Here is a 22,965-nt window from a genome sequence, read left to right as displayed (position 1 = left end):
ATCTACTGCATCAGGCAGCAGCCACCAAATGGTGGAGGTCGTCGATCCGGCGTGTCGAGATGGCTGAGAAGTCTGCGAGGGCACCGAAGATGTGGAAGATCAGCTTGCCGCCACCGGTCGAGGTGTCGATGGATTCGGTCCGGACCGGAAGGCGACGCCGCGCTGCTCGAGCTCCGCGATGGTCTCGATCAAAGTGAAACGGATCCAATCGCAAGGGACAAACCAATGGAGCGCGGTCTCATCAGGGAGAGGACGGTCACCGGCCCCGTCGCAACCCGCGCGCGACCCGTGCCGAACCCGGCACCGACGTCGCGGCTCAGGGCAGGATGAATCCCGATCCGGACAAACAGGCAGAAGGAGTCGACGCGATGACGAAGTACCTGATCTCGTTCCCGAGCGGTGCCATGGTCCTTCACGACGAGGACCTGCAGGCAGTGTCGGATGCCTCGCACGCGGTGGTGGAGCAGGCGAAGGCCGCCGGGGTCTGGGTGTTCGGCGGTGGCATCGACGAGAGCGTTCCGCCGGTCATGGTCGACGGGGACGGGACGGTCACCGAGGGCACGTACCCGCAGACGCGGCAGCTCGAGGGCGGCTACGCGGTGCTGGAGTTGCCCTCCCACGAGGCGGCGGTGGAGTGGGCCGCGAAGTTCGCGACTGCCTGCAGGTGCGCGCAGGAGGTGCGCGCGTTCGGGTACGACCCCGCCAGCTGACAGGTTCGACCCGAACCCGTCACCACTCGTGCGCGACCTCGTCGGGCCCCTTGTCCGGCCGCAACCCGCGCCACACCGGATGCCGCAGCCGCCCGTCCCCGGTCAACTCCGAGTACCGCACCTCCGCGACGAGTTCCGGCCGGACCCAGTGCGCGGTCCGGGCGTCCGCGGCCGGCACGGAGTCCCCGAACGGCGAACTGTCCGCGGACAACTCGCGGACCGAGGAACTCAACCGCGTCAGCTCCGCGCCGGTGAGCCCGCTGCCCACCCGGCCGAGGTAGCGCAGCGCGCCGCCGTCGGGCACCCCCACCAGCAGCGATCCGATGCCGCCGGACCGGCCACCCTCCCCCGGTTGCCAGCCGCCGATCACCACCTCGCGCTCGTGGACGTGCTTGAGCTTGAGCCACGCCGACGACCGGCCGGACCGGTAGGTGGAGTCCCAGCGCTTGGCCACCACGCCCTCCATCCGCTGCGCCCGGCTGCTCGCCAATGCCTCACCGAGATCCGGCGGCGCCAGCGGCGGCACCCGCCACCGCTCGTCGGCGCCGAGCCGGATCGCGTCGAGGACGGTGCGCCGGTCCCGGTAGGTCTTGGTCCGCAGCGAGGTTCCGTCCAGTTGCAGCACGTCGAAGATCAGCAGCACCACCGGATCCCGCTGCGCGGCGGCGCGCACCTCCCCCGGCCTGGTCAACCCCATCCGTCGCTGCAGGCGCCCGAAGCTGGGTGCGCCGTCCTCGCCGAACGCCACGATCTCGCCGTCCAGTGTCCCCGAATGTCCCTGCAGCCCTTCGGGTACGGCGAGCAGTTCGGGGTACCCGGGCGTCAGGTCCACCCCGTTGCGGCTCACCAGTCGCACGGTCGACCCTCCCGACCGGGGGTCGTGGTCGAATTCGACCAGCGCCCGGATGCCGTCGAGTTTGAACTCGAACGCCCACTGGTCCTGGTCCGCGCGGGGCCCGAACTCCTCCGGAGTGGCGGCCGTCGCCAGCATCGGTGACGCGTCCGACGCCGCACCCCGCCGCCGAGCGGGCGCTTCCGGCGTGCGTGGCTGCGGCACCGTCGCGACGGCCGCGCCTGCGTCGACGCGCGCGAGCAGTTCCCGGAAGTCGAGCTGCCGCAGCCCCGACCGGGTCAGCTCGTCCCAGGTCCGCGGCGCGGCGACGGTCGGCAACGCCGTGCCCCGCAACGAGTACGGCGACACGGTGGTCTTCGAGGCCGAGTTCTGGCTCCAGTCCACGAACACCTTCCCGTCCCGCTCGGCCCGGGTCATCCTCGAGGTCACCGACTTCGGCGTCTCGCGCTCGAGTTCGACGGCGATCTCCTTCGCCACCTCCACGCACCGCGGCGCCGGCCAGCCGCGCCCGAGCCCGGCGTAGAGGTGGATTCCCTTGCTGCCGCTGGTGACCGGCAGCGCGTCCAGGCCGCGCGCGGCGAGCCGTTCGCGGACCCGCAGCGCGACCTCCGCGCAGTCGTCGAGGCCCACGCCCGGCCCCGGATCCAGGTCGATGACCAGCCGGTCCGGGTCCCGCGGCTGTCCGGACGCGTCGAAGCACCACTGCGGGACGTGGAACTCGAGCGAGCCCATCTGCGCGAAGTACACCAGCGAGGCGAGCCCGTCGACGAGCGGGTAGGTGATGGTCTTCGCCGAGTGCTTCATCACCGTGCGTGGCACCCAGGCCGGGGTGGCGGCGTCGACGTTCTTCTGGAAGAACGGCGCGGCCCCGGTGCCGTCGGGCCACCTCTTCCTGGTCACCGGGCGGCCCGCCAGCAGTGGCAGCATCAGCGGCCCGACCTCGGTGAAGTACTGCAGTACCTCCGCCTTGGTGGTGCCGGAGTCCGGGTACAGGACCTTGTCCAGGTTGGTCAGGGACACGCGTCGGCCATCGACCACCACCTCGACGTCATGCTCCATCTACCGCCGCCCGGGTCTGCTCGCCTGGCCTGATCCCACAGTCTGGACCATCATGGATCCATGCGGTCAATTTGGAAAGGCTCCATCGCGTTCGGTCTGGTGAACGTCCCGGTGAAGGTCTACACCGCGACCGAGGACCACGACATCAGGTTCCACCAGGTCCACGGCAAGGACGGCGGGCGGATCAAGTACAACCGCGTCTGCTCCGAGTGCGGCCAGGTGATCCAGTTCGCCGACATCGACAAGGCCTACACCTCCGACGACGGCGTCCAGGTGATCCTCACCGACGACGACTTCGACAAGCTGCCCGCCGCGGAGAAACACGAGATCCCGGTGTTGCAGTTCGTTCCGTCGGAGCAGATCGACCCGATCCTGCTCGACAAGAGCTACTACCTCGAGCCGGACTCCGCCTCCCCGAAGGCCTACCAGCTGCTGGCCGCCACGCTCACCGACAGCGACCGGACCGCGCTGGTGCACTTCACCCTGCGTCAGCGCACCAGGCTGGCGGCGTTACGGGTGCGCGACGGCGTCCTGGTGATCCAGACGCTGCTGTGGCCCGACGAGGTGCGGGCCGCGGAGTTCCCCAGCCTCGAGGACGTCTCGGCGCCATCCGAGAAGGAACTGGCGATGGCCACCATGCTGGTCGAGTCGATGTCCGACGAGTTCGAACCGTCGAAGTACACCGACGAGTACCAGATCCAGCTGCAGAAGCTGCTCGACGAGGCGATCGCCAACGGCGGGGAGAAGGTCAGCGCGCCGGCCGCGGCCTCGCACGGCACCGACGCGGAGGTGGTGGACCTGGTCGCGGCCCTGCAGCGCAGTGTCGACGCCGCGAAGTCGGGCAAGGACGCCGAGACGGGTGAATCCGCCGACGCCGAACCGACGAAGCAGGCGGCGGCCAAGAAGGCCCCCGCCAAGAAGTCACCGGAGAAGAAGGCGGCCGCCAGGAAGGCCGGCTGAGTCGCCTCCCCTGCAGTCATCGCGACCGCCCCGGTCCCCGGATGAGCGGCGCGGCGCGGCGGCGCGAATGCTACCGATTCCTTGACCAGTAGATACACGCCCGTTGCAATAGTGTGTGTCACACATTATCGTGACATGAATGGTCGATCCCGAGCTTGTTGCCAGCCACAGCCAGGAGGTGCGGCGAGGTTCCGTCGTGGTGGCGAGCCTTCTGATGCTGCGCACGCCGGGATACGGCTACGGCCTGATCGAGGCACTGTCCGGTGCCGGTATCGCGGTCGAAGCCAACACGCTGTACCCGCTGCTGCGCCGACTCGAGAAACAGGGGCTGCTGGTGAGCGAGTGGAACACCGACGAGGTGCGTCCGCGCAAGTTCTACCGAACCTCCGAAGCCGGCGAGGAACTCGCCGCGCTGCTCCGCGACGAGTGGACCGCTCTCGATCGCAGCATGCAGGCCATCGACACCGCCACCAGGAAGGGCACGCCATGACGTTCACCGACCGCTACGTCGCCACGACACTTCGCAGCGTCCCCGCGGACACGCGCGACGACATCGACCGCGAGCTTCGCGGCTCGATCGCCGATGCGATCGACGCCCGGATCGCGGCCGGAACCGATCCCGCCGAGGCCGAGGCGGCGGTGCTCACCGACCTCGGAGACCCCGATCGTCTCGCGGCCGGATACGCCGGTCGGCCGCTGTACCTGATCGGCCCCGACCTCTACCTCGACTGGTGGCGACTGCTCAAGGGTCTGCTGTGGATTGCGCCCGTCCTCGGCCTCGTCCTGATGGCACTCGACATCGTCGACGGCGAGCCGGCGGGCAACGCGATCTGGGAGGGCGTCTCGACCACCGCGGTGGTGGCGCTGCAGATCGCGTTCTGGACGACCCTGGTCTTCGCCGGGCTCGAGCGCCACGGCCGTCGAACAAGGCACCTTGCCGGAGAATGGTCGGTCGACAGGCTGCCCGAGATCGACCGGACCGGCCCCGTGTCACTCCTCGACACGGTCTCCTCGGTCGCACTCCTCGTCTTCCTCGTCGTCGCACCCTTCCTGCAGCGCGGGTTCTCGGCGTACCAGGACGTCGACGGGGACCCGATACCGGTGCTCGACCCCGACCTCTGGGCGTTCTGGCTGCCCGCCCTTCTCACCGTGCTGGTACTCGAGATCGCGCTCGAGATCGTGAAGTTCGCCGTCGGCCGCTGGACGGTCCCGCTCGCCGCGGTGAACACCCTGCTCAGCGTGCTGTTCACCGTCCCCGTCGTCTGGCTGGCCAGCCACGACATGCTGCTCGAGCCCGCGTACTTCGACGCGGCCTTCCGCGACGACGGCGCCGGCGCACTGCAGCTGTTCAACCAGGCGGTGATCGTCGTCGCCGTGCTGGCGGCCGTCTGGGAGATCGGCGAGGGCTGGACGAAGGCCCGCCGCCGGGTCGGCTGACCCTGTCCAGGATCACTTCCAGTACGGGATGCAGGCAATTCCGGCAACACGTAACGAATTGTCGGTTTCTTTCGATACGCGTGTGTCGACACCCCACATCGGCTCGGGACATCGACATGATCGGGAACGACAGGTTTCACCAGACAAGGGGAGATTATGCGCAAGAACGGCAACACCTTTCGACGCGTTGCGACCACGGCGGTGGTAACGGCCGCAATCGCGGGGGGCCTCGTCGCGGGCGCCGGGTCGGCGGCGGCCGAGACACAGGTTGTACCCATGAGCACGTGCTTCGGGCTGAGCCCGTACATCGTCGACCAGCCCTACATCGCCAGCCGGGCATTCTTCTATCAGGACGGGCCGGGCACCGGCACGGTCACCCTCGCCGACGTGTCGAGCCTCTGGTTCTTCGCCCCGCCGTACCTGTCGGACACCCGCCTCGACTGGCACAACAAGACCACCGGGGCGTCGGGCACCCTCACCGCGACCACGCCGATCGGCATGGGCAGCTCCGTCAACCTCCGCCTCGACAGCGGTGCAGGCGACGTCGAGATCACCAGGAGTGCGGTCAACCGGAACGCGCTGTGGAGCATCCCGACCACGTCCTGCACCGGCACGGTGCGCGTCAACTGATCCGCACGACCACATGACAAAGGCGCCAGACCCGATCACTCGGGTCTGGCGCCTTCTCTGTCACGTTCGGTCAGACGGTGAAGCCGAGCGCGCGCAGCTGCTCGCGGCCGTCCTCGGTGATCTTGTCCGGGCCCCACGGCGGCAGCCAGACCCAGTTGAGCTTGAGGTCCTCGACCAGACCGCTCTTGACCAGCGCGCCGCGCGCCTGCTCCTCGATCACGTCGGTCAGCGGGCACGCCGCCGAGGTCAGGGTCATGTCCAGCGTCGCGATGTTCTCGTCGTCGACGGAGATGCCGTAGACCAGGCCGAGGTCGACGACGTTGATGCCCAGTTCGGGGTCCACCACGTCACGCATCGCCTCCTCGAGGTCGGCGAGGAACAGCTCCTGCTCGGGGGTCTTCGGGGCAGCGGGCGCCTCGGCCACCGGGGTCTCGTCGGCCGGCGTCTCCGCGGCCTGGATGTCGGTCATGATGCGTGTCCTCCGGTCTGAGCCGGCACTGCGGTACCGGCGAGGTTTTCGGTGCTGTCGACTATCTGAACAACGGCGTCCTTGAACGCCATCCATCCGAGCAGCGCGCACTTGACGCGAGCCGGGTACTTCGAGACGCCTGCGAACGCGATGCCGTCGCCGAGCACGTCCTCGTCGCCCTCGATCGCACCGCGGCTGCCGAGCATCTCGGCGAACGCGTCGACGGTGGCGAACGCGTCGACGACCGCCATGCCCACCACCTGGTCGGTGAGCACCGACGTCGAGGCCTGACTGATCGAGCAGCCCTGGCCGTCGTACGAGATGTCGGCCACCCGACCGTCGTCGGTGAGCGCCACCCGCAGGGTGATCTCGTCACCGCAGGTCGGATTGACGTGGTGCACCTCGGCGCCGAACGGCTCCCGCAGCCCGCGGCCGTGAGGGTGCTTGTAGTGGTCCAGGATCACTTCCTGGTACATCTGCTCCATCCGCATGGCTACGACGCCCCGTCGATCGATCCGGTCTCCGGCTCGTCCACGACGGGCTGCGCCGCGACACTGACACCGAAGAACTCCTGTGCACGCCGGATGCCCGCGGCCAGCGCGTACACCTCGTCGGCGGTGTTGTAGACCGCGAAGGACGCGCGCGCCGTCGCGGCGATGCCGAGACGCCGGTGCAGCGGCCACGCGCAGTGGTGCCCGACGCGGATCGCGATGCCCTCGTCGTCGAGGATCTGCCCCAGGTCGTGGGCGTGGATGCCGTCGACCAGGAACGAGACCGCCCCGCCGCGGTCCTCGCCGGTCGCCGGGCCGACGATCCGGACCCCGTCGATCGCCGAGAGCTGCTCGAGCGCCAGCACCGTGAGCTCGTGCTCGTGCGCGGCAACCGCGTCCATGCCCAGCTCGTCGAGGTAGCGCACGGCCGCGCCGAGCGCGACGACCTGCGAGGTCATCGGGACGCCTGCCTCGAACCGCTGCGGCGGCGCCGCGTAGGTGGTCGCCTCCATGGTGACCGTCTCGATCATCGACCCGCCGGTGATGAACGGCGGCATGGCGGCGAGCAGCGCCCGCTTGCCGTAGAGCACGCCGACGCCGGACGGCCCGAGCATCTTGTGACCGGAGAACGCCGCGAAGTCGACGTCTAGCGCGTGGAAGTCGATCGGCATGTGCGGCACCGACTGGCAGGCGTCGAGCACCACCAGCGCGCCGACGGCCCGCGCCCGCCGCACCAGCTCCTCGACCGGCGCCACCGCACCGGTCACGTTGGACTGGTGGGTGAACGCGACGACCTTCACCTTGTCGGTGAGCTCGAGCGAGTCCAGGTCGATGCGGCCGTCGTCGGTCACCCCGTACCAGCGCAGGGTGGCACCGGTGCGCCGGGCCAGCTCCTGCCACGGCACCAGGTTCGCGTGGTGCTCGAGCTCGGTGATCACGATCTCGTCGCCCGGCCCGACGTGCCGGTCGAAGCGCTCGTCACCGAACACGTACGTGACCAGGTTCAGGGCCTCGGTCGCGTTCTTGGTGAACGCCAGCTCGTCCGCGTCGGCGCCGACGAACGCGGCGATCGCCGTCCGCGCGTCCTCGTAGGCGTCGGTGGCCTCCTCGGCCAGCTGGTGCGCGCCCCGGTGTACCGCCGCGTTGCAGGTGGTGAGGAACTCGCGCTCGGCGTCGAGCACCTGGACCGGCCGCTGCGAGGTCGCACCGGAGTCCAGGTACACCAACGGTTTTCCGTCCCGCACCGTGCGGGCCAGGATCGGGAAGTCCCCCCGGATCCTGGTGATGTCGAGTTGCCTCACCGTCGCCGTCATGGTGGTTACGCCCCCGCTGCTGCCTGGGTGAACCGCACGTAGCCGTTCGCCTCGAGCTCGTCGGCGAGCTCGGCGCCGCCGGACTCGACGATCTGGCCACCGACGAACACGTGCACGAACTCGGGGGTGATGTAGCGCAGGATGCGGGTGTAGTGCGTGATCAGCAGGACGCCGCCGTGCTCGCGCTCCTTGTAGCGGTTGACGCCCTCGGAGACCACGCGCAGCGCGTCGACGTCGAGGCCGGAGTCGGTCTCGTCGAGGATCGCGATCTTCGGCTTGAGCAGGCCCAGCTGCAGGATCTCGTGGCGCTTCTTCTCGCCGCCGGAGAAGCCCTCGTTGACGCTCCGCTCACCGAAGGTCGGATCGATCTCGAGCTCGGTCATCGCCTCCTTGACCTCCTTGACCCAGTGCCGAAGCTTGGGGGCCTCGCCACGGACCGAGGTCGCGGCGGTGCGCAGGAAGTTCGACATCGAGACGCCGGGCACCTCGACGGGGTACTGCATGGCCAGGAACAGGCCGGCGCGCGCCCGCTCGTCGACGCTCATCGCGAGGACGTCCTCGCCGTTGAGCGTGATGGAACCGGAGGTCACCGTGTACTTGGGGTGGCCGGCGATGGCGTAGGACAGGGTGGACTTGCCGGAGCCGTTCGGGCCCATGATCGCGTGCGTCTCCCCCGAGCGGATCGTGAGGTTCACGCCCTTGAGGATGTGGATCGGCTCGGCGTTCTCGTCGGTGGTGGCGACGTCGACGTGCAGGTCGCGAATTTCCAGGACCGAGTTTTCAGCGGTAGTCATTCAGCTATTTCCTTTGAGAAGTGTGGTGGCGGCGGCGAACTCAGACGCCGACCGCGGCGAGCTCGACCTCGATGGCGGCTTCGAGGCGCTCGCGCACCTCGGGAACGGCGATGCGGTTGATGATCTCGTGGAAGAAGCCACGGACCACCAGGCGTCGGGCCTGGTCCTCCGGGATGCCCCGCGAGCGCAGGTAGAACAGCTGCTCGTCGTCGAAACGTCCGGTGGCACTGGCGTGCCCGGCACCGACGATCTCGCCGGTCTCGATCTCCAGGTTCGGCACCGAGTCGGCGCGGGCGCCGTCGGTGAGCACCAGGTTGCGGTTGAGCTCGAAGGTGTCGGTGCCCTCGGCCGCGGCGCGGATCAGCACGTCGCCGACCCACACGGTGTGCGCGTCCGGCTTGCCGGAGTGCGGGTCGCCCTGCAGCGCGCCCTTGTAGACGACGTTCGACTTGCAGTGCGGCTGCGAGTGGTCCACCAGCAGGCGCTGCTCGAAGAACTGGCCGGCGTCGGCGAAGTAGAGACCGAGCAGCTCGGCGTCGCCGCCGGGGCCGTCGTACTTGACGGTCGGGGTCAGCCGGACCACGTCGCCGCCCAGGCTCACCGAGGTGTAGCGGAGCACCGCGTCGCGTCCGAGCCGGCAGTGGTGCGCGGCGGTGTGCACGGCGTCGTCGGCCCAGTCCTGCACCGCGACGACGGTCAGCTTCGCGCTGTCGCCGAGCAGGAACTCGACGTTCTCGGCGAAGGTGCCGCTGCCGCGCTGGTCCAGCACGACGGTGGCCTTGGAGAAGGCCTCCAGGCGCACCTGCAGGTGACCGAAGGCCACCTGGTCGACGCCGGGGCCGGTCACCACGATGTTCACCGCGTCGGCGACCTCGTGCTCCTTGGCAACGGTGACCACGGTGGCGGTCTCGAAGCCCGAGAACGCCTGCGCCGCAACGCGGTCGGCGGGAACGCCGGCCTGACCGAGGCGCGGGTCGTCGCGGCCGACGGTCTCCACGGTCACGCCGTCACCGGCCTGCACCTCGACGGTGGCCGCCCCGGAACGGACGGCGGTGCCGTTGTGCAGCCCGCGCAGTCGGCGCAGCGGGGTGAAACGCCACACCTCGTCGCGGCCCGCGGGGACCTCGAAGGCGTTGACGTCGAACGAGGTGAATGCCTCGCCCTTGTTCTCGATCGGCGATCCGGTCTCGGTTCGCACGGCGCCGGGGTTCTCCCCGGCGACCGCGCCCATCACTCCGAGGTTCTGTACACCAGTCTCTGGCGTGCTCACTAACCCACGGCCCCTTCCATCTGCAGTTCGATCAGTCGGTTGAGCTCGAGGGCGTACTCCATCGGGAGCTCCTTGGCGATGGGCTCGACGAAGCCGCGCACCACCATCGCCATGGCCTCGTCCTCGGTGAGGCCGCGGCTCATCAGGTAGAACAGCTGGTCTTCGCTGACCTTCGAGACGGTGGCCTCGTGGCCGACGGAGACGTCGTCCTCGCGGATGTCCACGTAGGGGTAGGTGTCCGAGCGGCTGATCTGGTCGACCAGCAGCGCGTCGCACTTGACGGTCGCCTTCGAGCCGTGCGCGCCCTTGTTGATCTGCACCAGACCGCGGTAGGACGCGCGGCCGCCGCCGCGGGCCACCGACTTGCTGACGATCGTCGAGGAGGTGTACGGCGCCAGGTGCAGCATCTTCGCGCCGGTGTCCTGGTGCTGGCCCTCGCCGGAGAACGCCACGGAGAGGACCTCGCCGCGGGCGTGCTCGCCCATCAGCCACACGGCCGGGTACTTCATGGTGACCTTGGAACCGATGTTGCCGTCGATCCACTCCATGGAGCCGCCCGCGTCCACCTTGGTGCGCTTGGTGACGAGGTTGTAGACGTTGTTCGACCAGTTCTGGATGGTCGTGTAGCGGCAGTGGCCGCCCTTCTTCACGATGATCTCGACCACCGCGGAGTGCAGCGAGTCCGACTTGTAGATCGGCGCGGTGCAGCCCTCGACGTAGTGCACGGAGGCGCCCTCGTCGACGATGATCAGGGTCCGCTCGAACTGGCCCATGTTCTCGGTGTTGATCCGGAAGTAGGCCTGCAGCGGGATGTCGACGTGCACGCCCGGCGGCACGTAGATGAACGAGCCGCCCGACCACACGGCGGTGTTCAGCGCGGAGAACTTGTTGTCACCGGCGGGGATGACGGAACCGAAGTACTCCTTGAACAGCTCCGGGTGCTGCTTGAGCCCGGTGTCGGTGTCCAGGAAGATGACGCCCTGCTGCTCGAGGTCCTCGCGGATCGAGTGGTAGACGACCTCGGACTCGTACTGCGCGGCGACGCCGGCGACCAGGCGCTGCTTCTCCGCCTCCGGGATGCCAAGCCGGTCGTAGGTGTTCTTGATGTCCTCGGGCAGGTCCTCCCAGGACTCCGCCTGCTTCTCGCTGGACCGCACGAAGTACTTGATGTTGTCGAAGTGGATGCCCTCGAGGTTCGAGCCCCAGTTCGGCATCGGCTTCTTGTCGAAGGTGGCGAGCGCCTTGAGCCGGATGTCGAGCATCCACTCGGGCTCGCTCTTCTTCGCAGAGATGTCCCGCACGACGGCCTCGGACAGGCCGCGCTGCGCGCTGGCGCCGGCGACGTCCGAGTCGGACCAGCCGTAGCCGTAGTGGCCGAGCGATGCGATGGCCTCGTCCTGGGTCAGGCTGGCCTGCTGCTCGGCGCCGGACGCCTGGTCTTGGGTGACGGTCATGCGAGCTCCTTCCGGAGTCTTGTTGCGTACCGGTACTTGAAACTGGGCACCGGCGGATTGACGTGGTTCGGCTTGTCTCAGTCGGAGTCGGGTGGTGGTGGCGCCGTGGGCGGCACCAGCGGCACGTGGGTGGTGCAGGCGCAGTCCCCGTTCGCGATGGTCGCCAGCCGCTGCACGTGGGTGCCGAGCAGCTCGGCAAACGCCTGCGCCTCCGCCTCGCACAGCTCGGGGAACTCCGCGGCGACGTGTGAGACCGGGCAGTGGTGCTGGCAGATCTGCACGCCGTTGCCCACCGGCCTGGTGGTCGCGGCGAAGCCGGCCGTGGTGAAGGCGTCGGCGATCGCATCCGCGGTGTGCTCGATCTCGTCGACGGTCGGATGGGCCACCGGGTCGATGTCCGCGACGATCGTCTGCACCCGGCGCCGGGCGAACTCGGTGATCGCGGCGTCGCCGCCGACCTCGCGGAGCTGACGCATCGCCGCGCCCGCCAGGTCGTCGTACGAGTGCCCCAGCCGCGAGCGGCCCGTCGAGGTGAGCTGGAACTGCTTGGCGGGCCGTCCCCGGCCCTTGTGCTGCCAACTCGCCGCGCGCGCCGAACGCGCCTCGCCTGCCTCGATCAACGCGTCGAGGTGACGACGCACCCCGGCCGCGCTCAGGCCCAGTTCCGCGCCGATCTCCGGAGCGGTGACGGGGCCACGCTGGAGCAGCACCTGCACGACGGCCGCGCGGGTCTGACCCTCGAGCGGGCCTGCGGTCAGGTTCGGCACGGCAGCACCCGACGCCGGAACAGGTTCATGACCTGCCCATACGCCTCGCGTGTCCTGCGCCGATGCCGATTTCACAACACCAGTGTGACGGAATTGATCGGCCCGGTCCACCAAGGGTGCCCTGCATTACACCGCCGCGGGCGGATCCGGTGCCGGAATGCACCGCTAGGCTGCCATCCGTGCCCAGGACCGACGCCTCACCGGAGAACCCGCCCGGCCCCAGACTCACTCACCGGGCCACGGCACTCGCCCGGCGGGCGCTCGGCCTGGACGGGCCCAGCGAGAGTTTCGTGGTCTCGCACCTGCACGGCGACGAGCCCGAAGCCCCCGGGCTCAACCCACGCGAGACCGCCCAGCTCTCCGGTGTCCGACGCTTCGGCGCCACCGGCGCCCTGCTGATGGCCCTCGGCGCGCTCGGCGCAGGCGCGCAGCCGGTGCTGCAGAACCCCGTACAGGGGCTGCGGGTGCTCGGCCTGCCCGCCCGGATGCCCAGCGTCGCGCTGACCATCGCCATCACCGGCGCGGTGATGGTGGTGTTGGCCTGGCTGCTGCTCGGGCGGTTCGCCGTCGGCAGCTTCCGCGGCGGCACGGTGCCGCGCCGGCTGACCCGCTCCCAGCTCGACCGCACCCTGCTGATGTGGGTGGTGCCGCTGGCCATCGCGCCGCCGATGTTCAGCAAGGACGTCTACTCCTACCTCGCCCAGAGCGAGATCGCCGCGCGAGGCCTCGACCCGTACGGGATCGGGCCGCAGCAGGCCCTCGGCGTCGACCACGTCCTGACCCGCACGGTGCCGAACATCTGGCGGGACACCCCGGCCCCGTACGGCCCGCTGTTCCTCTGGTTCGGCAAGGGCATCACCTGGCTGACCGGCGAGAACATCGTCGCCGGCATCTTCGTGCACCGGCTGTTGGCCCTCGCCGGGGTCGCGCTGATCGTCTGGGCGCTGCCCCGCCTGGCCCGCCGCTGCGGGGTCGCAGGCGTGACCGCGCTGTGGCTCGGCGCGGCCAACCCGCTGCTGCTGTTCCACCTGGTCGCGGGCATCCACAACGAGGCCCTGATGCTCGGCCTGATGCTCGCCGGCATGGAGATCGCGCTGCGTGCGGTGGAGTCCGCCGACCCGATCCGGGGTCGAACGCTGTGGTACCTGCTGGCGGGCGTGGCGCTGATCGCGCTGTCCGCGACGGTGAAGATCCCGTCGCTGCTCGCGCTCGGGTTCCTCGGGATGGCGCTGGCCCGGCGCTGGGGCGGCACCCTGCGCTCGGTGGCGAAGTCCGCCGCGTTGCTGCTCGCGGTGACCGTCGCGGTGGTGCTGGCCGTCAGCCTGGCCAGTGGCCTTGGCTTCGGCTGGCTCTCCCCGGACACCCTCGGCACCGCCAACGAGGTCCGCAGCTGGATGTCCCTGCCCACCCTGCTCGGACTCGGCACCGGCCTGGCCGGGGTGTTCCTCGGGCTCGGCGACCACACCACCGCGGTGCTGAGCCTGACCCGCCCGATCGCCTCGCTGGCGGCCGCGTTCGTCGCGCTGCGGATGCTGATCGCGGTCCTGGCCGGGCGGGTGCACCCAGTCGGCGCGCTCGGCGTCTCCCTCGCCGTGCTGGTGCTGCTGTTCCCGGTCGTGCAGCCCTGGTACCTGCTGTGGGCCGTGATCCCGCTGGCCGCCTGGGCGACCCGTCGGGCGTTCCGGGTGCCTGCCATCGTCTTCTCCTCGGTGGTCAGCCTGATGGTGATGCCCAACGGCGGTGAGTACCAGCCGTTCATCATCGTGCAGGCCGCGGTGTCGACGATCGCGATCGTCGGCCTCCTCATCTTCCTCACCCGGAACCGGCTGCCCTGGCGGGTCAGGGACGGGGCACCGGACGGTGACCGCGGCCCCGCCGCCTACGCTGAGACCCCGTGAGCTCCCCGACGTCCGCCTCGGCGCACCCCGTACTCAGCCTCGACGGCGTGGTGAAAACCTTCGGCGACGTGACCGCCGTCGACGGCCTGTCGCTGTCCCTGGACCGCGGCCAGGTGCTGGCCCTGCTCGGCCCGAACGGCGCCGGCAAGACCACCACCGTCGAGATGTGCGAGGGCTTCACCGCCCCCGACCGCGGCACCGTCCGCGTCTTCGGCCTCGACCCCGTCGCAGACTCCGGCCAGGTCCGCGCCCGGATCGGCGTCATGCTGCAGGGCGGCGGCGCGTACCCCGGGTCCAAGGCCGGCGAGATGCTCCGCCTCGTCGCCTCCTACTCCGCCGATCCGCTCGACCCGGACTGGCTGCTGCGCACCCTCGGGCTGACCGACGCCGCGCGCACCCCCTACCGGCGGCTCTCCGGCGGCCAGCAGCAGCGACTCGCGCTGGCGTGCGCGCTGGTCAGCCGCCCCGAGCTGGTGTTCCTGGACGAGCCGACCGCGGGCCTCGACGCCCAGGCCCGGCTGATGGTGTGGGAGCTGATCGACGCGCTGCGCCGCGACGGCGTCGCCGTCCTGCTCACCACGCACCTGATGGACGAGGCCGAGGCGCTCGCCGACCGGCTGGTGATCGTCGACAACGGCCGGATCGTCGCGGAGGGCACCCCCAGCGAGCTGACCCGGCACGGCGCCGACGGGCACCTGCGCTTCACCGCGCCCGAGCACCTGGACCTCGGCGGACTGCACGCCGCGCTGCCCGCGGGCTACACCCCCCGCGAGGTCTCCCCTGGTTCCTACGTCGTCGAGGGCACCATCGAGCCGGCCACCCTGGTCGCCGTCACCACCTGGTGCGCGGAGATGGACGTGCTGGCGACCGAGCTGCAGGTGGACCAGCGGCGTCTCGAGGACGTCTTCCTCGACCTCACCGGCCGGGAAGTGCGCGGATGACGACGACAAGCACGATGGGACGAGCATGACCCGATCCGAACGCCTCGCGGAGAACCGCTTCGAGGTCGGCACCTTCACCCCGGACCCGCGGCCCAGCGCACCGATGTCGATGCTCGCCGCACAGACCCGCCTCGAGCTGACGCTGCTGCTGCGCAACGGCGAGCAACTCCTGCTCACCATGTTCATCCCGGTCACGCTGCTGATCGGGCTCTGCACCCTGCCGGTCGGCGACCTCGGCGACCCGCGGGTGGACACCGTGCTGCCTGCCGTGATGATGGTCGCGATCATGTCGACGGCCTTCACCGGGCAGGCCATCGCGGTCGGCTTCGACCGGCGCTACGGCGCCCTGAAACGACTCGGCGCCACCCCGCTCCCACGCTGGGGCATCATCGCAGGCAAGAGCGCGGCGGTGGCGATCGTGGTCGCGTTGCAGTCGGTCCTGCTGGGCGCCATCGCGCTCGCCCTCGGCTGGCGGCCGGAGCTGACCGGGCTGCTGCTCGGCGCCGTCGTCATCGCGCTCGGCACCGTGACCTTCGCCGCGCTTGGTCTGCTGCTCGGTGGCACGCTGAAGGCGGAGATCGTGCTGGCGCTGGCCAACGTGCTGTGGTTCGTGATGGCCGGCATCGGCAGCGTGGTGTTCGCGGGCGAGGAGATCCCCGCCGCACTGCACACCGCGGCCCGGATCGTCCCGTCCGGTGCGCTCGCGGAGGCGCTCGACCACGCGCTGTCCGGCTCGGTCGACCTCTTCGCCGTCGTGGTGCTGGCGCTGTGGGGTTCGATCGCCGCGTGGCTCGCGACCCGGCTGTTCAAGTTCACCTGACATTACGTAGTGACACGGAACCGGTGAAACGCCTCACATTCCGGCCGCCCACGGCATCATGCACAACGTGACGAAAACTCCCCTGCGGACCGCGTCCGCCCTTGCCGCCCTAAGCCTTTCCCTCGTGCTCGGCTCGGGCACCGCCCTGGCCCAACCGTGGGGTCCGCTCGCGCCGCCGAACCCGTTCCTGGGACCTGACGGAACCTCGACCATGCACGGCGACGCCGGTTCGTCGGACGCCACGCGCCTGGCCGGTCCCGGAACCGAGGTCTCCGCGACCGGGTACACCAAGCTCGCCGCATGCCCGACGCTGTTGCAGGCCGCGGACGGCCTGGTCCTCGCGCTGTGCACCCCGATCGTCAGCCGGATCCCGACCGTCCACCTGATCGACCCGGCGGCACCCGGCGAGTCCCTCGCCACGCTCGAGCTCGCCAAGGGCAGCCTGCTCGGCGGCGTCTACGCCTTCCTCGACAACGCGAACCGCCTGGTCGCCGTCGACGGGAACCGCAAGCTGCAGCGGATCTCGCACACCGGCAACAGCCTGTCCGTCGATTCGACGGTCGACCTGTCCGCCGCGGTTCCGGACGGGGACGCGGTCACCGGCCTGGTCCCGGACTGGCAGGGCAACGTCTGGTTTGCCACCGGCGCCGGCGTGATCGGTTCGGTCGACGCGGCAGGCATCGCCCGGACCGTGCGGGTGCCCGAGGGCGAGCAGGTGCAGAACAGCATCTCGAGCTCCCCCGCGGGCGTCTCGGTCGCCACCACCCACGCGCTCTACCAGCTGAGTCTGGCCGCGGACGGCACGCCGACGATCGACTGGCGTCAGGGCTACGACCGCGGGTCCGCCCGCAAGCCCGGCCAGCTCAGCTGGGGCACCGGGTCGACGCCCACCTACTTCGGCCCGAGCACCGGCTACGAATACGTGGCCATGGTCGACAGCGCCGACACCCGGGTGAACCTGCTCGTGCACCGGACCGACACCGGCCAGGAGGTCTGCAAGGTGCCGGTGCTCGAATCCGGCGGACCGGGCAGCGAGAACTCGCCGATCGGCGTCGGCGACTCCGTGTTCGTCGCGGGCACCTACGGCTACCCGTACCCGGCGGTGCCCGAGGGCGCCGGACCCGCGGTGCCCGCCACGGCGCCCTTCGTCGGCGGGATGACCCGCGTCGACGTGGACGCGGACGGCGCCGGCTGCCACGAGGTGTGGGACAACACGATCCGCAGCTCCGCCGTTCCGCACCTGTCGACCGCCGACGGCCACCTCTACACGGTGCAGCGCAAGGGCACCGGCGGCCCGCTGGACGGCTACGAGTTCACGGTGATCGACCCGGCCACCGGCGCGGTGCTCTCCACCACCGCCATGCCCGGCACCACCGCGAACGACACCCTGCAGATGTCGGCGCTGATCACCGCGGAGGGCGACTACCTCCAGGGCACCGTCACCGGCATGGTCCGGGTGAGCGCCGGCGCAGGCGGCGGCTCCGGGAGCCTCGGAAGCCTGGGCGGCGGCGGCAGTTCCGCCAGCTGACAGCCCCAACGACAGGCTGTAGTTGACCGGGCTCTACCATCGACGGCGTGCTGTATCGCGGGTTTGTGAGCCTGGTCAACCGTCTGCCGCTGCCCTCGCTGGCGGTGCAGAAGTGGATCGCATTCGCGGTGATCGTGGCCCAGGGCGGGATCGCGGTCACCGGGTCGGTGGTCCGGGTCACCGCGTCGGGGCTGGGCTGCACCACGTGGCCGCAGTGCCACCCTGGCAGCTTCGTCCCGACCGGTGACTCCGCCGCACCGTGGTTCCACCAGGCCGTCGAGTTCGGAAACCGACTGCTCACGTTCGCCGTCGTCGCCGTGTCCGCGGCGGTGGTCATCGCCGTCACCCGCGCTGTCCGCCGCCGCGAGGTGCTCGTCTACGCCTGGCTGATGCCGGCGTCGACGGTGCTGCAGGCCGTGATCGGCGGCATCACCGTCCTGACCGGCCTGCTGTGGTGGACCGTCGCCGTGCACCTGCTGGTGTCGATGGTGATGGTGTGGCTGTCGGTGATCCTGTTCCACAAGATCGACCAGCCCGACGACGGCGTCGAGGTGTACCCGCTGCCGAAGCAGCTGCGCTGGCTGACCGCGCTGTCCGGCGTCGCGCTGGCGGCGACGCTGGTCGCGGGCACCATGGTGACCGGCGCCGGGCCGCACGCCGGCGACAAGAACCCCGAGCGCACGGTGGAGCGGCTGAGCCTCGACATCACCAACCTGGTGCACCTGCACGCCGAAATGCTGGTGGCGTACCTGTCCCTGCTGGTCGGCCTCGGGTTCGCGCTGTACGCGGTCGCGGCGCGGCCCGCGATCACGCTGCGGCTGAAGGTGGTCGTGGCGCTCGTGGTGGCGCAGGCGTGCGTCGGCCTGGTCCAGTTCTGGACGCACGTGCCCGCCGTCCTGGTGACCGTGCACGTCGCGCTGGCAGGCGCCTGCGTCGCCGCGACCGCCGCGCTGTACGCGGCCGGCCGGATCCGCGAACCCGCCCCCACCCCCGCCCCCGCCATCGAATGAACGGAAGCGTTCACTCGATGTAATCGAATGAACGGACCGTTCACTCGCCGAGACGGCACCGGCGATAACGTAGGACAAGAAGACGTAGGACAAGAAGCGGGCGCCCCGGTCACACGACCGGGGCGCCCGCTTGTTGTCTGTCCGTCGGTGACGAGGACTCAGCCGAGTCCGTTGCGGGCCTTCGGGAAGCGGGTCTGGTGGGCCACCCAGCCCGCCATCTTGCGCCAGTGGCCCTGCTGCGGGGTGGCGGCACTGACGAGCTCGCGCACCCAGCCGGAGGTGCTCACGTTGTCCACCGCGGCCACCGTGGCGTTGGCGGTCGCCAGGTCCGCGACCACCTGGTCGCCGAGGACGCCATCGGCGCCGACCAGCGTGATCCGCACGCCGGCGTAGCCGACCGGCTGGATGACCGCGGTCGCCGAACCGCCGTGCTCTGCGACGAACTTCTTGACCGCGGCGACGGCGTGGGGCGCCGCGGCGGCGCTCGGGGTGGACGCGCCGGAATCCTTGGTGTCGACACTCATGGGGCTCACGATACGGCAGGGTAGAAATAGGGTCATGCGTGCAATCACGGTGAGCGAGTTCGGTGGTCCCGACGTCCTGCAGATCGGCGAGGTGCCGACGCCGGAGCCCGGGCCGCAGGACCTGCTCGTGGCCGCCGAGGCGATCGGCGTCAACTTCATCGACACCTACTTCCGGACCGGCGCCTACGCCGTCGAACTGCCGTACGTCGCCGGGGCCGAGGGCTCCGGCGTGGTCACCCGGGTCGGCAGCGAGGTCCGCGACTTCCGGGTCGGCGACCGGGTCGCGTGGGCGTCCGCGCCGGGCAGCTACGCCGAGCAGGTGGTGGTCTCGGCCGGGGCCGCCGTGCCGGTGCCGGACGGCGTGCCCGCCCCGCAGGCCGCGTCCGCGCTGCTGCAGGGCATGACGGCGCACTACCTGCTGAACTCGGTGTACCCGGCGCAGCCCGGCGAGACGGTCCTGGTGCACGCGGGCGCGGGCGGCGTCGGCCTGATCCTGACCCAGCTGGCCGCCGCGCGTGGGGTGCGCGTCATCACCACCGTGTCGTCGGACGCCAAGGAGCTGCTGTCCCGGGAGGCGGGCGCCGCCGAGGTGCTGCGCTACGGCGACGACCTCGCCGAGCGGGTCCGCGCCCTGACCGACGGCGAGGGGGTCGCCGCCGCCTACGACGGGGTCGGTGCCAGCACCTTCGAGGCGAGCCTGGCGTCCCTGCGCATCCGCGGGACGCTGGCGCTGTTCGGGGCGGCCAGCGGGCCGGTGCCGCCGTTCGACCCGCAGCGACTCAACCCGGCGGGCTCGCTGTTCCTGACCCGGCCGACGCTCGCGCACTACACGCGCACCCGGGAGGAGCTGCTCTGGCGGGCGGGCGAGGTGTTCGCCGCGATCGCCGACGGCACGCTCACCGTCCGGGTCGGGGCGCAGTACCCGCTGGACCGGGCGGCCGACGCGCACCGCGACCTGCAGGGCCGCCAGACCACCGGGTCGGTCGTGCTCATCCCCTGAGAACTGCGCCCGACGACGATCAGGCCAGGAAGGCGACGAGGACCTCGGCCAGGGCCCGGCGGGCGACGTCGAGCTCCGAGGTGAAGCCGAGCTGACGTTCGCTGCCGAGGCCGCGCACCGCGGCCGGGAGCAGGCACCGCACCTGGTGCAGCTTGGCCGGGTCGAGGTCGAGGCCGTCCATCAGGTAGTCGAAGCCGTGAATCCAGTCGTGCTCGCGGGCGGCGAGGGCGGCGGCCGTCCTCGGGTACTCGGCCGCCAGGTCCGAGGGGCGCGGGGGCAGCCAGCTGCGCAGGGCGGTCAGCGCCCGCCCCTCGGTCGTGTCGAGGTAGGTCCACACGGAGTCGATGGCGCCCTCGACCCGCTCGCGCAGCGAGCCGTCCCGGGCCGGCCACGGACCCGGGAGCTCGACCCAGCTGCGGGCGTGGATCTCGGTGACGACGGCGACCCACAGGCCGTCCAGGTCACCGAACTGGTGCTGGACCGTGCCCCAGGTGACGCCGGCCTCCTTGGCGACGCGGTTCGCGGAGACCGGCTCGCTGCCGCTGTCGGCCAGGCAGGCGATGGCCACCTCGAGCAGCCGAGCCCGGGTCTCGAGGCCGCGCTTGTTCAGCCGGGTACCGGCGGCGGAGAGCGTGACCGGCGTCGGGACCGTCGCCCGCCACTGCTCCAGGGCGCGGGCGGCCTGCGGGAAATGGCTCGTCATGTCGGGCACAACCTACCGGACCCCCGTCAGGCAAACCTTCCCGGATTCGCCGCGACCGCCCTGCGCAGCCTCGGTCGATCGGCGCGGTACGCAGCCACGACGGGCGCGAGCTCCGCGGGCGTCGCGCCGTGCATGATGACCGAGTGCACGCCCAGGTCGTACTGCCGGGCGACGGTCTTCGCGCAGTCCTCCGGCGACCCGGAGGCCGCCGAGCCCAGCCATTCGTCGGGCATCATCGCGGCGAGCTGCTCCAGCGTCTCGACCGAGGCACTGGCGTCGATGGGGCCCGCGGCGGCCGCGTTCGCGTAGAGCTCGGTCCGGCGGATCCGTTCCCACACGGCGGGGTCCCAGCCGTTGGCGCCGATCAGCACGTCGGCGTAGGCCTGCAGGTAGGTCACCAGCCGGCCGGCCCGGCGGCGCAGGCGGTCCTCCTCCGGCAGGTTGTCACCGACCGTCGCCAGGCAGGCCCAGATGCGGACGCTGTCGGGGTCCTTGCCCGCCCGCTCGGCACCGCGGCGAACCGCCTCGACGGACGCGACCGTCGCCTCGTCGGAGAAGAACGTGTGCAGCACGACGAAGTCGCCGATCTCCCCGGCCAGCTCCATCGTCTTGGGACCGACGGCCACCAGGCCGAGCGGCGGCGCGTCCGCCAGCCCGTTCGCGTGCCGCAGCATCGGCCACTTCCCGGCAGGCCCGTCATGATCGAGAATCATCTCGCCGTCCCACAGCCGCCGCAGGATGCCGAAGTAGTCGCGCAGCCGCGCCTCGGTCACCACCGGCAGCCCGACGGCCTGCCAGTAGGCCCCCATTCCCCGGCCGAACGCCATCGAGAAGCGCCCCTCGGTCAGCGCGTGCATCGTCGATCCCACGGTCGCCGTGACGGTCGGGTGCCGGGTGTGCGGGTTGGTCGACGGGCCGATGCCCAGGGTGGACGTGCAGCCCGCCAGCGCGCCGGACAGGACCGCGGCGTCCTTCACGGTGAATCGCTCGCCGACGTGGCACGACCCCAGCCCGAGCTCCTCCGCCGTGCTGGCCTCCGAGAAGAGCACCCTCGCGTCGGCCGGGTGCCGGGTCACCGCGTAGTAGCCGAGCTCGTTCAGCTGCTCGCTCACGGGGTCACCGCGCCCAGGCCGTCGAGCAGGCTCTCGAACAGCGATCGGTGGAACATCAGCGTCTCGATGTCGTCGGGGCGTTCGACCTCCCCGAAGTGGATGGAGCGCGCTCCGGTCCGCATGAACAGGATGGCCCAGTTGACCGCACTGTGGACGTGGTACCAGGTCAGGTCGCCGATCTCCGCTCCGGTGGCCTCGGCGTACCGGGCCACCACGTCCTCCTCGCGCATGAACTCCGGCATACCGGGAAGGTCGAATCCGGTCGCCATGGACTCGAAGACCCGGTGGGCGAAGATCAGCCAGGACAGGTCGAGCTCGCGCGGACCGATGCTCGCCATCTCCCAGTCGAGAACTCCGACCGGCTCGAAGTCGTCGTACATCACGTTGCCGAGACGGGCGTCGCCCCAGACCAGCACCGACTCGGTGGTGTCCGGAAGGTTGGCCTCGAGCCACCCCAGCGCGCGGTCGATCAGCGGTGACCGTTCGAGGTCCCGGACGGCGAACTCGTACCAGCCGCGGGTGCGGGCCAGGTTGCGCTCCAGCGCGGTGGCGCCGGGCAGCTCCGGGTCGAGGAACGCGAAGGCCTCGGCCGGGATCGAATGCAGCTCCGCGAGGGCCGTCACCGTGCTCTCCTGCAGGCGCCGCCGGTCCTCCGGTGCGGCGTCGAAGAGCCAGTTGCCACCGAAGTTGTACGGCATCATGTCGGGCGGGACGACGCCGGCGAGACGGTCCATGAGGAAGAACGGCATCCCCAGCACCTCCCCCGACGGCTCCATGAAACCCACGCGCGGCACCGGGACGTCGCTCAACTCGCCGATGATCCGCATCGTGTCGTACTGGGCCTGCAGGGCGTAGCTCTCGAGAACCGGGAAGTCCTCGGCCGCGGGCACCACCCGGGCGATGTACTCGGCGGTGCGCTGCTCGCCGCCCTCCCGCCAGGACACGTCGAACACCAGGGTCTCGGAGGACATCCCGTTGGCGTCGATCCCGGAGTGCAGGGTGACGACGGGCTCCGCGCCTGCGGGGAGTTTGGTGGCGAGCCATCCGGCCAGGGCGGCCGGTACAACGGTCATGTCCCGGCTGGTTCGCTGAATCCGTATGTCGTCCGGCGGCTTGGCGTTCGTCACATCTGCTCCCGAGTGTGTTCTGCGCAACATTTCTACGCAGATACTCGGGTACGCCCATGCGATTGTCAACGAACCCTCTCAAAGAACTGGGGCGT

The 22,965-nt window shown here is 70.5% G+C and carries 23 protein-coding genes; 11 read left to right on the top strand and 12 right to left on the bottom strand.

All coding sequences use genetic code 11. The features are described from left to right. Nucleotides 1-368 precede the first annotated feature (368 nt). Entirely contained in the window at nt 369-710 is a 342-nt protein-coding gene (locus ACFO6S_RS11455) for a YciI family protein (protein ID WP_378417018.1), read from the top strand. A gap of 19 nt (nt 711-729) precedes the next feature. On the opposite strand, the gene ligD is transcribed toward ACFO6S_RS11455, so the two are convergent. Beyond that, on the bottom strand, nt 730-2,622 hold the full coding sequence (gene ligD, locus ACFO6S_RS11450; protein ID WP_378417016.1) for a non-homologous end-joining DNA ligase: 1,893 nt from the start codon (nt 2,620-2,622) through the stop codon (nt 730-732). A 60-nt stretch (nt 2,623-2,682) separates the two neighbouring features. Here ligD and ku point away from each other — a divergent pair, with 60 nt between their 5' ends. From ku to ACFO6S_RS11430, 4 genes are all read left to right on the top strand, one after another. Beyond that, complete coding sequence (ku, locus tag ACFO6S_RS11445) at nt 2,683-3,582, top strand: non-homologous end joining protein Ku (RefSeq protein WP_378417015.1); 900 nt, start codon at nt 2,683-2,685, stop codon at nt 3,580-3,582. A 139-nt stretch (nt 3,583-3,721) separates the two neighbouring features. Further along, nucleotides 3,722-4,072 (top strand): PadR family transcriptional regulator, encoded by a 351-nt coding sequence (locus ACFO6S_RS11440; protein ID WP_378417013.1) that lies wholly within the window; start codon nt 3,722-3,724, stop codon nt 4,070-4,072. Continuing rightward, nucleotides 4,069-5,019: a permease prefix domain 1-containing protein gene (locus ACFO6S_RS11435; RefSeq protein WP_378417012.1), complete on the top strand. Its 951-nt coding sequence runs from the start codon at nt 4,069-4,071 to the stop codon at nt 5,017-5,019. Before ACFO6S_RS11440 ends, ACFO6S_RS11435 begins: the two co-directional genes overlap by 4 nt. Nucleotides 5,020-5,295: 276 nt before the next feature. Further along, on the top strand, nt 5,296-5,649 hold the full coding sequence (locus tag ACFO6S_RS11430) for a hypothetical protein (protein WP_378417010.1): 354 nt from the start codon (nt 5,296-5,298) through the stop codon (nt 5,647-5,649). Between the two features lie 70 nt (nt 5,650-5,719). Here ACFO6S_RS11430 and ACFO6S_RS11425 read toward each other — a convergent pair whose 3' ends face one another. The 7 genes from ACFO6S_RS11425 to ACFO6S_RS11395 form a co-directional block, all read right to left on the bottom strand. Next, a complete protein-coding gene (locus ACFO6S_RS11425) occupies nt 5,720-6,118 on the bottom strand; it encodes a metal-sulfur cluster assembly factor (protein ID WP_378417008.1) in 399 nt (132 codons plus the stop codon). Then, nucleotides 6,115-6,609, bottom strand: coding sequence for a Fe-S cluster assembly sulfur transfer protein SufU (gene sufU, locus ACFO6S_RS11420; RefSeq protein ID WP_378417007.1), 495 nt, complete (start codon nt 6,607-6,609; stop codon nt 6,115-6,117). The genes ACFO6S_RS11425 and sufU overlap by 4 nt, the downstream gene beginning before the upstream one ends. A 2-nt stretch (nt 6,610-6,611) precedes the next feature. After that, nucleotides 6,612-7,922 carry a cysteine desulfurase gene (locus ACFO6S_RS11415; RefSeq protein WP_378417005.1) on the bottom strand — a complete coding sequence of 437 codons (1,311 nt, stop codon included), beginning with the start codon at nt 7,920-7,922 and terminating at the stop codon, nt 6,612-6,614. A 5-nt stretch (nt 7,923-7,927) separates the two neighbouring features. Next, a complete protein-coding gene (sufC, locus tag ACFO6S_RS11410; protein WP_378417003.1) occupies nt 7,928-8,716 on the bottom strand; it encodes a Fe-S cluster assembly ATPase SufC in 789 nt (262 codons plus the stop codon). Between the two features lie 40 nt (nt 8,717-8,756). Continuing rightward, entirely contained in the window at nt 8,757-9,986 is a 1,230-nt protein-coding gene (sufD, locus tag ACFO6S_RS11405; RefSeq protein ID WP_378417002.1) for a Fe-S cluster assembly protein SufD, read from the bottom strand. Further along, nucleotides 9,986-11,440, bottom strand: coding sequence for a Fe-S cluster assembly protein SufB (gene sufB, locus ACFO6S_RS11400; RefSeq protein ID WP_378417001.1), 1,455 nt, complete (start codon nt 11,438-11,440; stop codon nt 9,986-9,988). Before sufB ends, sufD begins: the two co-directional genes overlap by 1 nt. 77 nt (nt 11,441-11,517) lie before the next feature. Next, the gene (locus ACFO6S_RS11395) at nt 11,518-12,282 is read right to left on the bottom strand and encodes a helix-turn-helix transcriptional regulator (RefSeq protein ID WP_378416999.1); all 765 of its coding nucleotides are present in this window, start codon (nt 12,280-12,282) and stop codon (nt 11,518-11,520) included. Between the two features lie 104 nt (nt 12,283-12,386). Between ACFO6S_RS11395 and mptB the strand changes: the two genes are divergently transcribed. The 5 genes from mptB to ACFO6S_RS11370 are packed head-to-tail and all read left to right on the top strand — an operon-like array spanning nt 12,387 to nt 18,404. After that, complete coding sequence (gene mptB, locus ACFO6S_RS11390) at nt 12,387-14,105, top strand: polyprenol phosphomannose-dependent alpha 1,6 mannosyltransferase MptB (RefSeq protein ID WP_378416997.1); 1,719 nt, start codon at nt 12,387-12,389, stop codon at nt 14,103-14,105. Then, entirely contained in the window at nt 14,102-15,046 is a 945-nt protein-coding gene (locus ACFO6S_RS11385) for an ABC transporter ATP-binding protein (RefSeq protein ID WP_378416996.1), read from the top strand. The genes mptB and ACFO6S_RS11385 overlap by 4 nt, the downstream gene beginning before the upstream one ends. Before the next feature lie 25 nt (nt 15,047-15,071). Next, the gene (locus ACFO6S_RS11380) at nt 15,072-15,866 is read left to right on the top strand and encodes an ABC transporter permease (protein ID WP_378416994.1); all 795 of its coding nucleotides are present in this window, start codon (nt 15,072-15,074) and stop codon (nt 15,864-15,866) included. A gap of 58 nt (nt 15,867-15,924) precedes the next feature. Continuing rightward, nucleotides 15,925-17,394 (top strand): hypothetical protein, encoded by a 1,470-nt coding sequence (locus ACFO6S_RS11375; protein WP_378416992.1) that lies wholly within the window; start codon nt 15,925-15,927, stop codon nt 17,392-17,394. Between the two features lie 47 nt (nt 17,395-17,441). After that, the gene (locus tag ACFO6S_RS11370; RefSeq protein WP_378416991.1) at nt 17,442-18,404 is read left to right on the top strand and encodes a COX15/CtaA family protein; all 963 of its coding nucleotides are present in this window, start codon (nt 17,442-17,444) and stop codon (nt 18,402-18,404) included. A gap of 158 nt (nt 18,405-18,562) precedes the next feature. Here ACFO6S_RS11370 and ACFO6S_RS11365 read toward each other — a convergent pair whose 3' ends face one another. Further along, nucleotides 18,563-18,928, bottom strand: a complete 366-nt coding sequence (locus ACFO6S_RS11365) for a hypothetical protein (RefSeq protein WP_378416989.1) — start codon at nt 18,926-18,928, stop codon at nt 18,563-18,565. Between the two features lie 34 nt (nt 18,929-18,962). Here ACFO6S_RS11365 and ACFO6S_RS11360 point away from each other — a divergent pair, with 34 nt between their 5' ends. Then, the gene (locus tag ACFO6S_RS11360; RefSeq protein ID WP_378416987.1) at nt 18,963-19,928 is read left to right on the top strand and encodes a quinone oxidoreductase family protein; all 966 of its coding nucleotides are present in this window, start codon (nt 18,963-18,965) and stop codon (nt 19,926-19,928) included. A 19-nt stretch (nt 19,929-19,947) separates the two neighbouring features. Here the strand turns inward: ACFO6S_RS11360 and ACFO6S_RS11355 are convergent, their stop codons facing one another. From ACFO6S_RS11355 to ACFO6S_RS11345, 3 genes are read right to left on the bottom strand one after another with little or no spacing between them, the layout of a single operon-like run. Further along, complete coding sequence (locus ACFO6S_RS11355) at nt 19,948-20,631, bottom strand: TetR/AcrR family transcriptional regulator (RefSeq protein WP_378416985.1); 684 nt, start codon at nt 20,629-20,631, stop codon at nt 19,948-19,950. Between the two features lie 26 nt (nt 20,632-20,657). Further along, complete coding sequence (locus ACFO6S_RS11350; RefSeq protein WP_378416983.1) at nt 20,658-21,743, bottom strand: TIGR03857 family LLM class F420-dependent oxidoreductase; 1,086 nt, start codon at nt 21,741-21,743, stop codon at nt 20,658-20,660. Further along, nucleotides 21,740-22,816 (bottom strand): phosphotransferase family protein, encoded by a 1,077-nt coding sequence (locus ACFO6S_RS11345; RefSeq protein WP_378416981.1) that lies wholly within the window; start codon nt 22,814-22,816, stop codon nt 21,740-21,742. The genes ACFO6S_RS11350 and ACFO6S_RS11345 overlap by 4 nt, the downstream gene beginning before the upstream one ends. Nucleotides 22,817-22,965 lie beyond the last annotated feature (149 nt).

The sequence above is a fragment of the Rhodococcus kronopolitis genome, assembly GCF_042654025.1.
GTDB lineage: Bacteria > Actinomycetota > Actinomycetes > Mycobacteriales > Mycobacteriaceae > Rhodococcus_G > Rhodococcus_G kronopolitis.
Note: the sequence above shows the minus strand (reverse complement) of the source record. Positions and strands in the feature narration are given on the sequence as shown.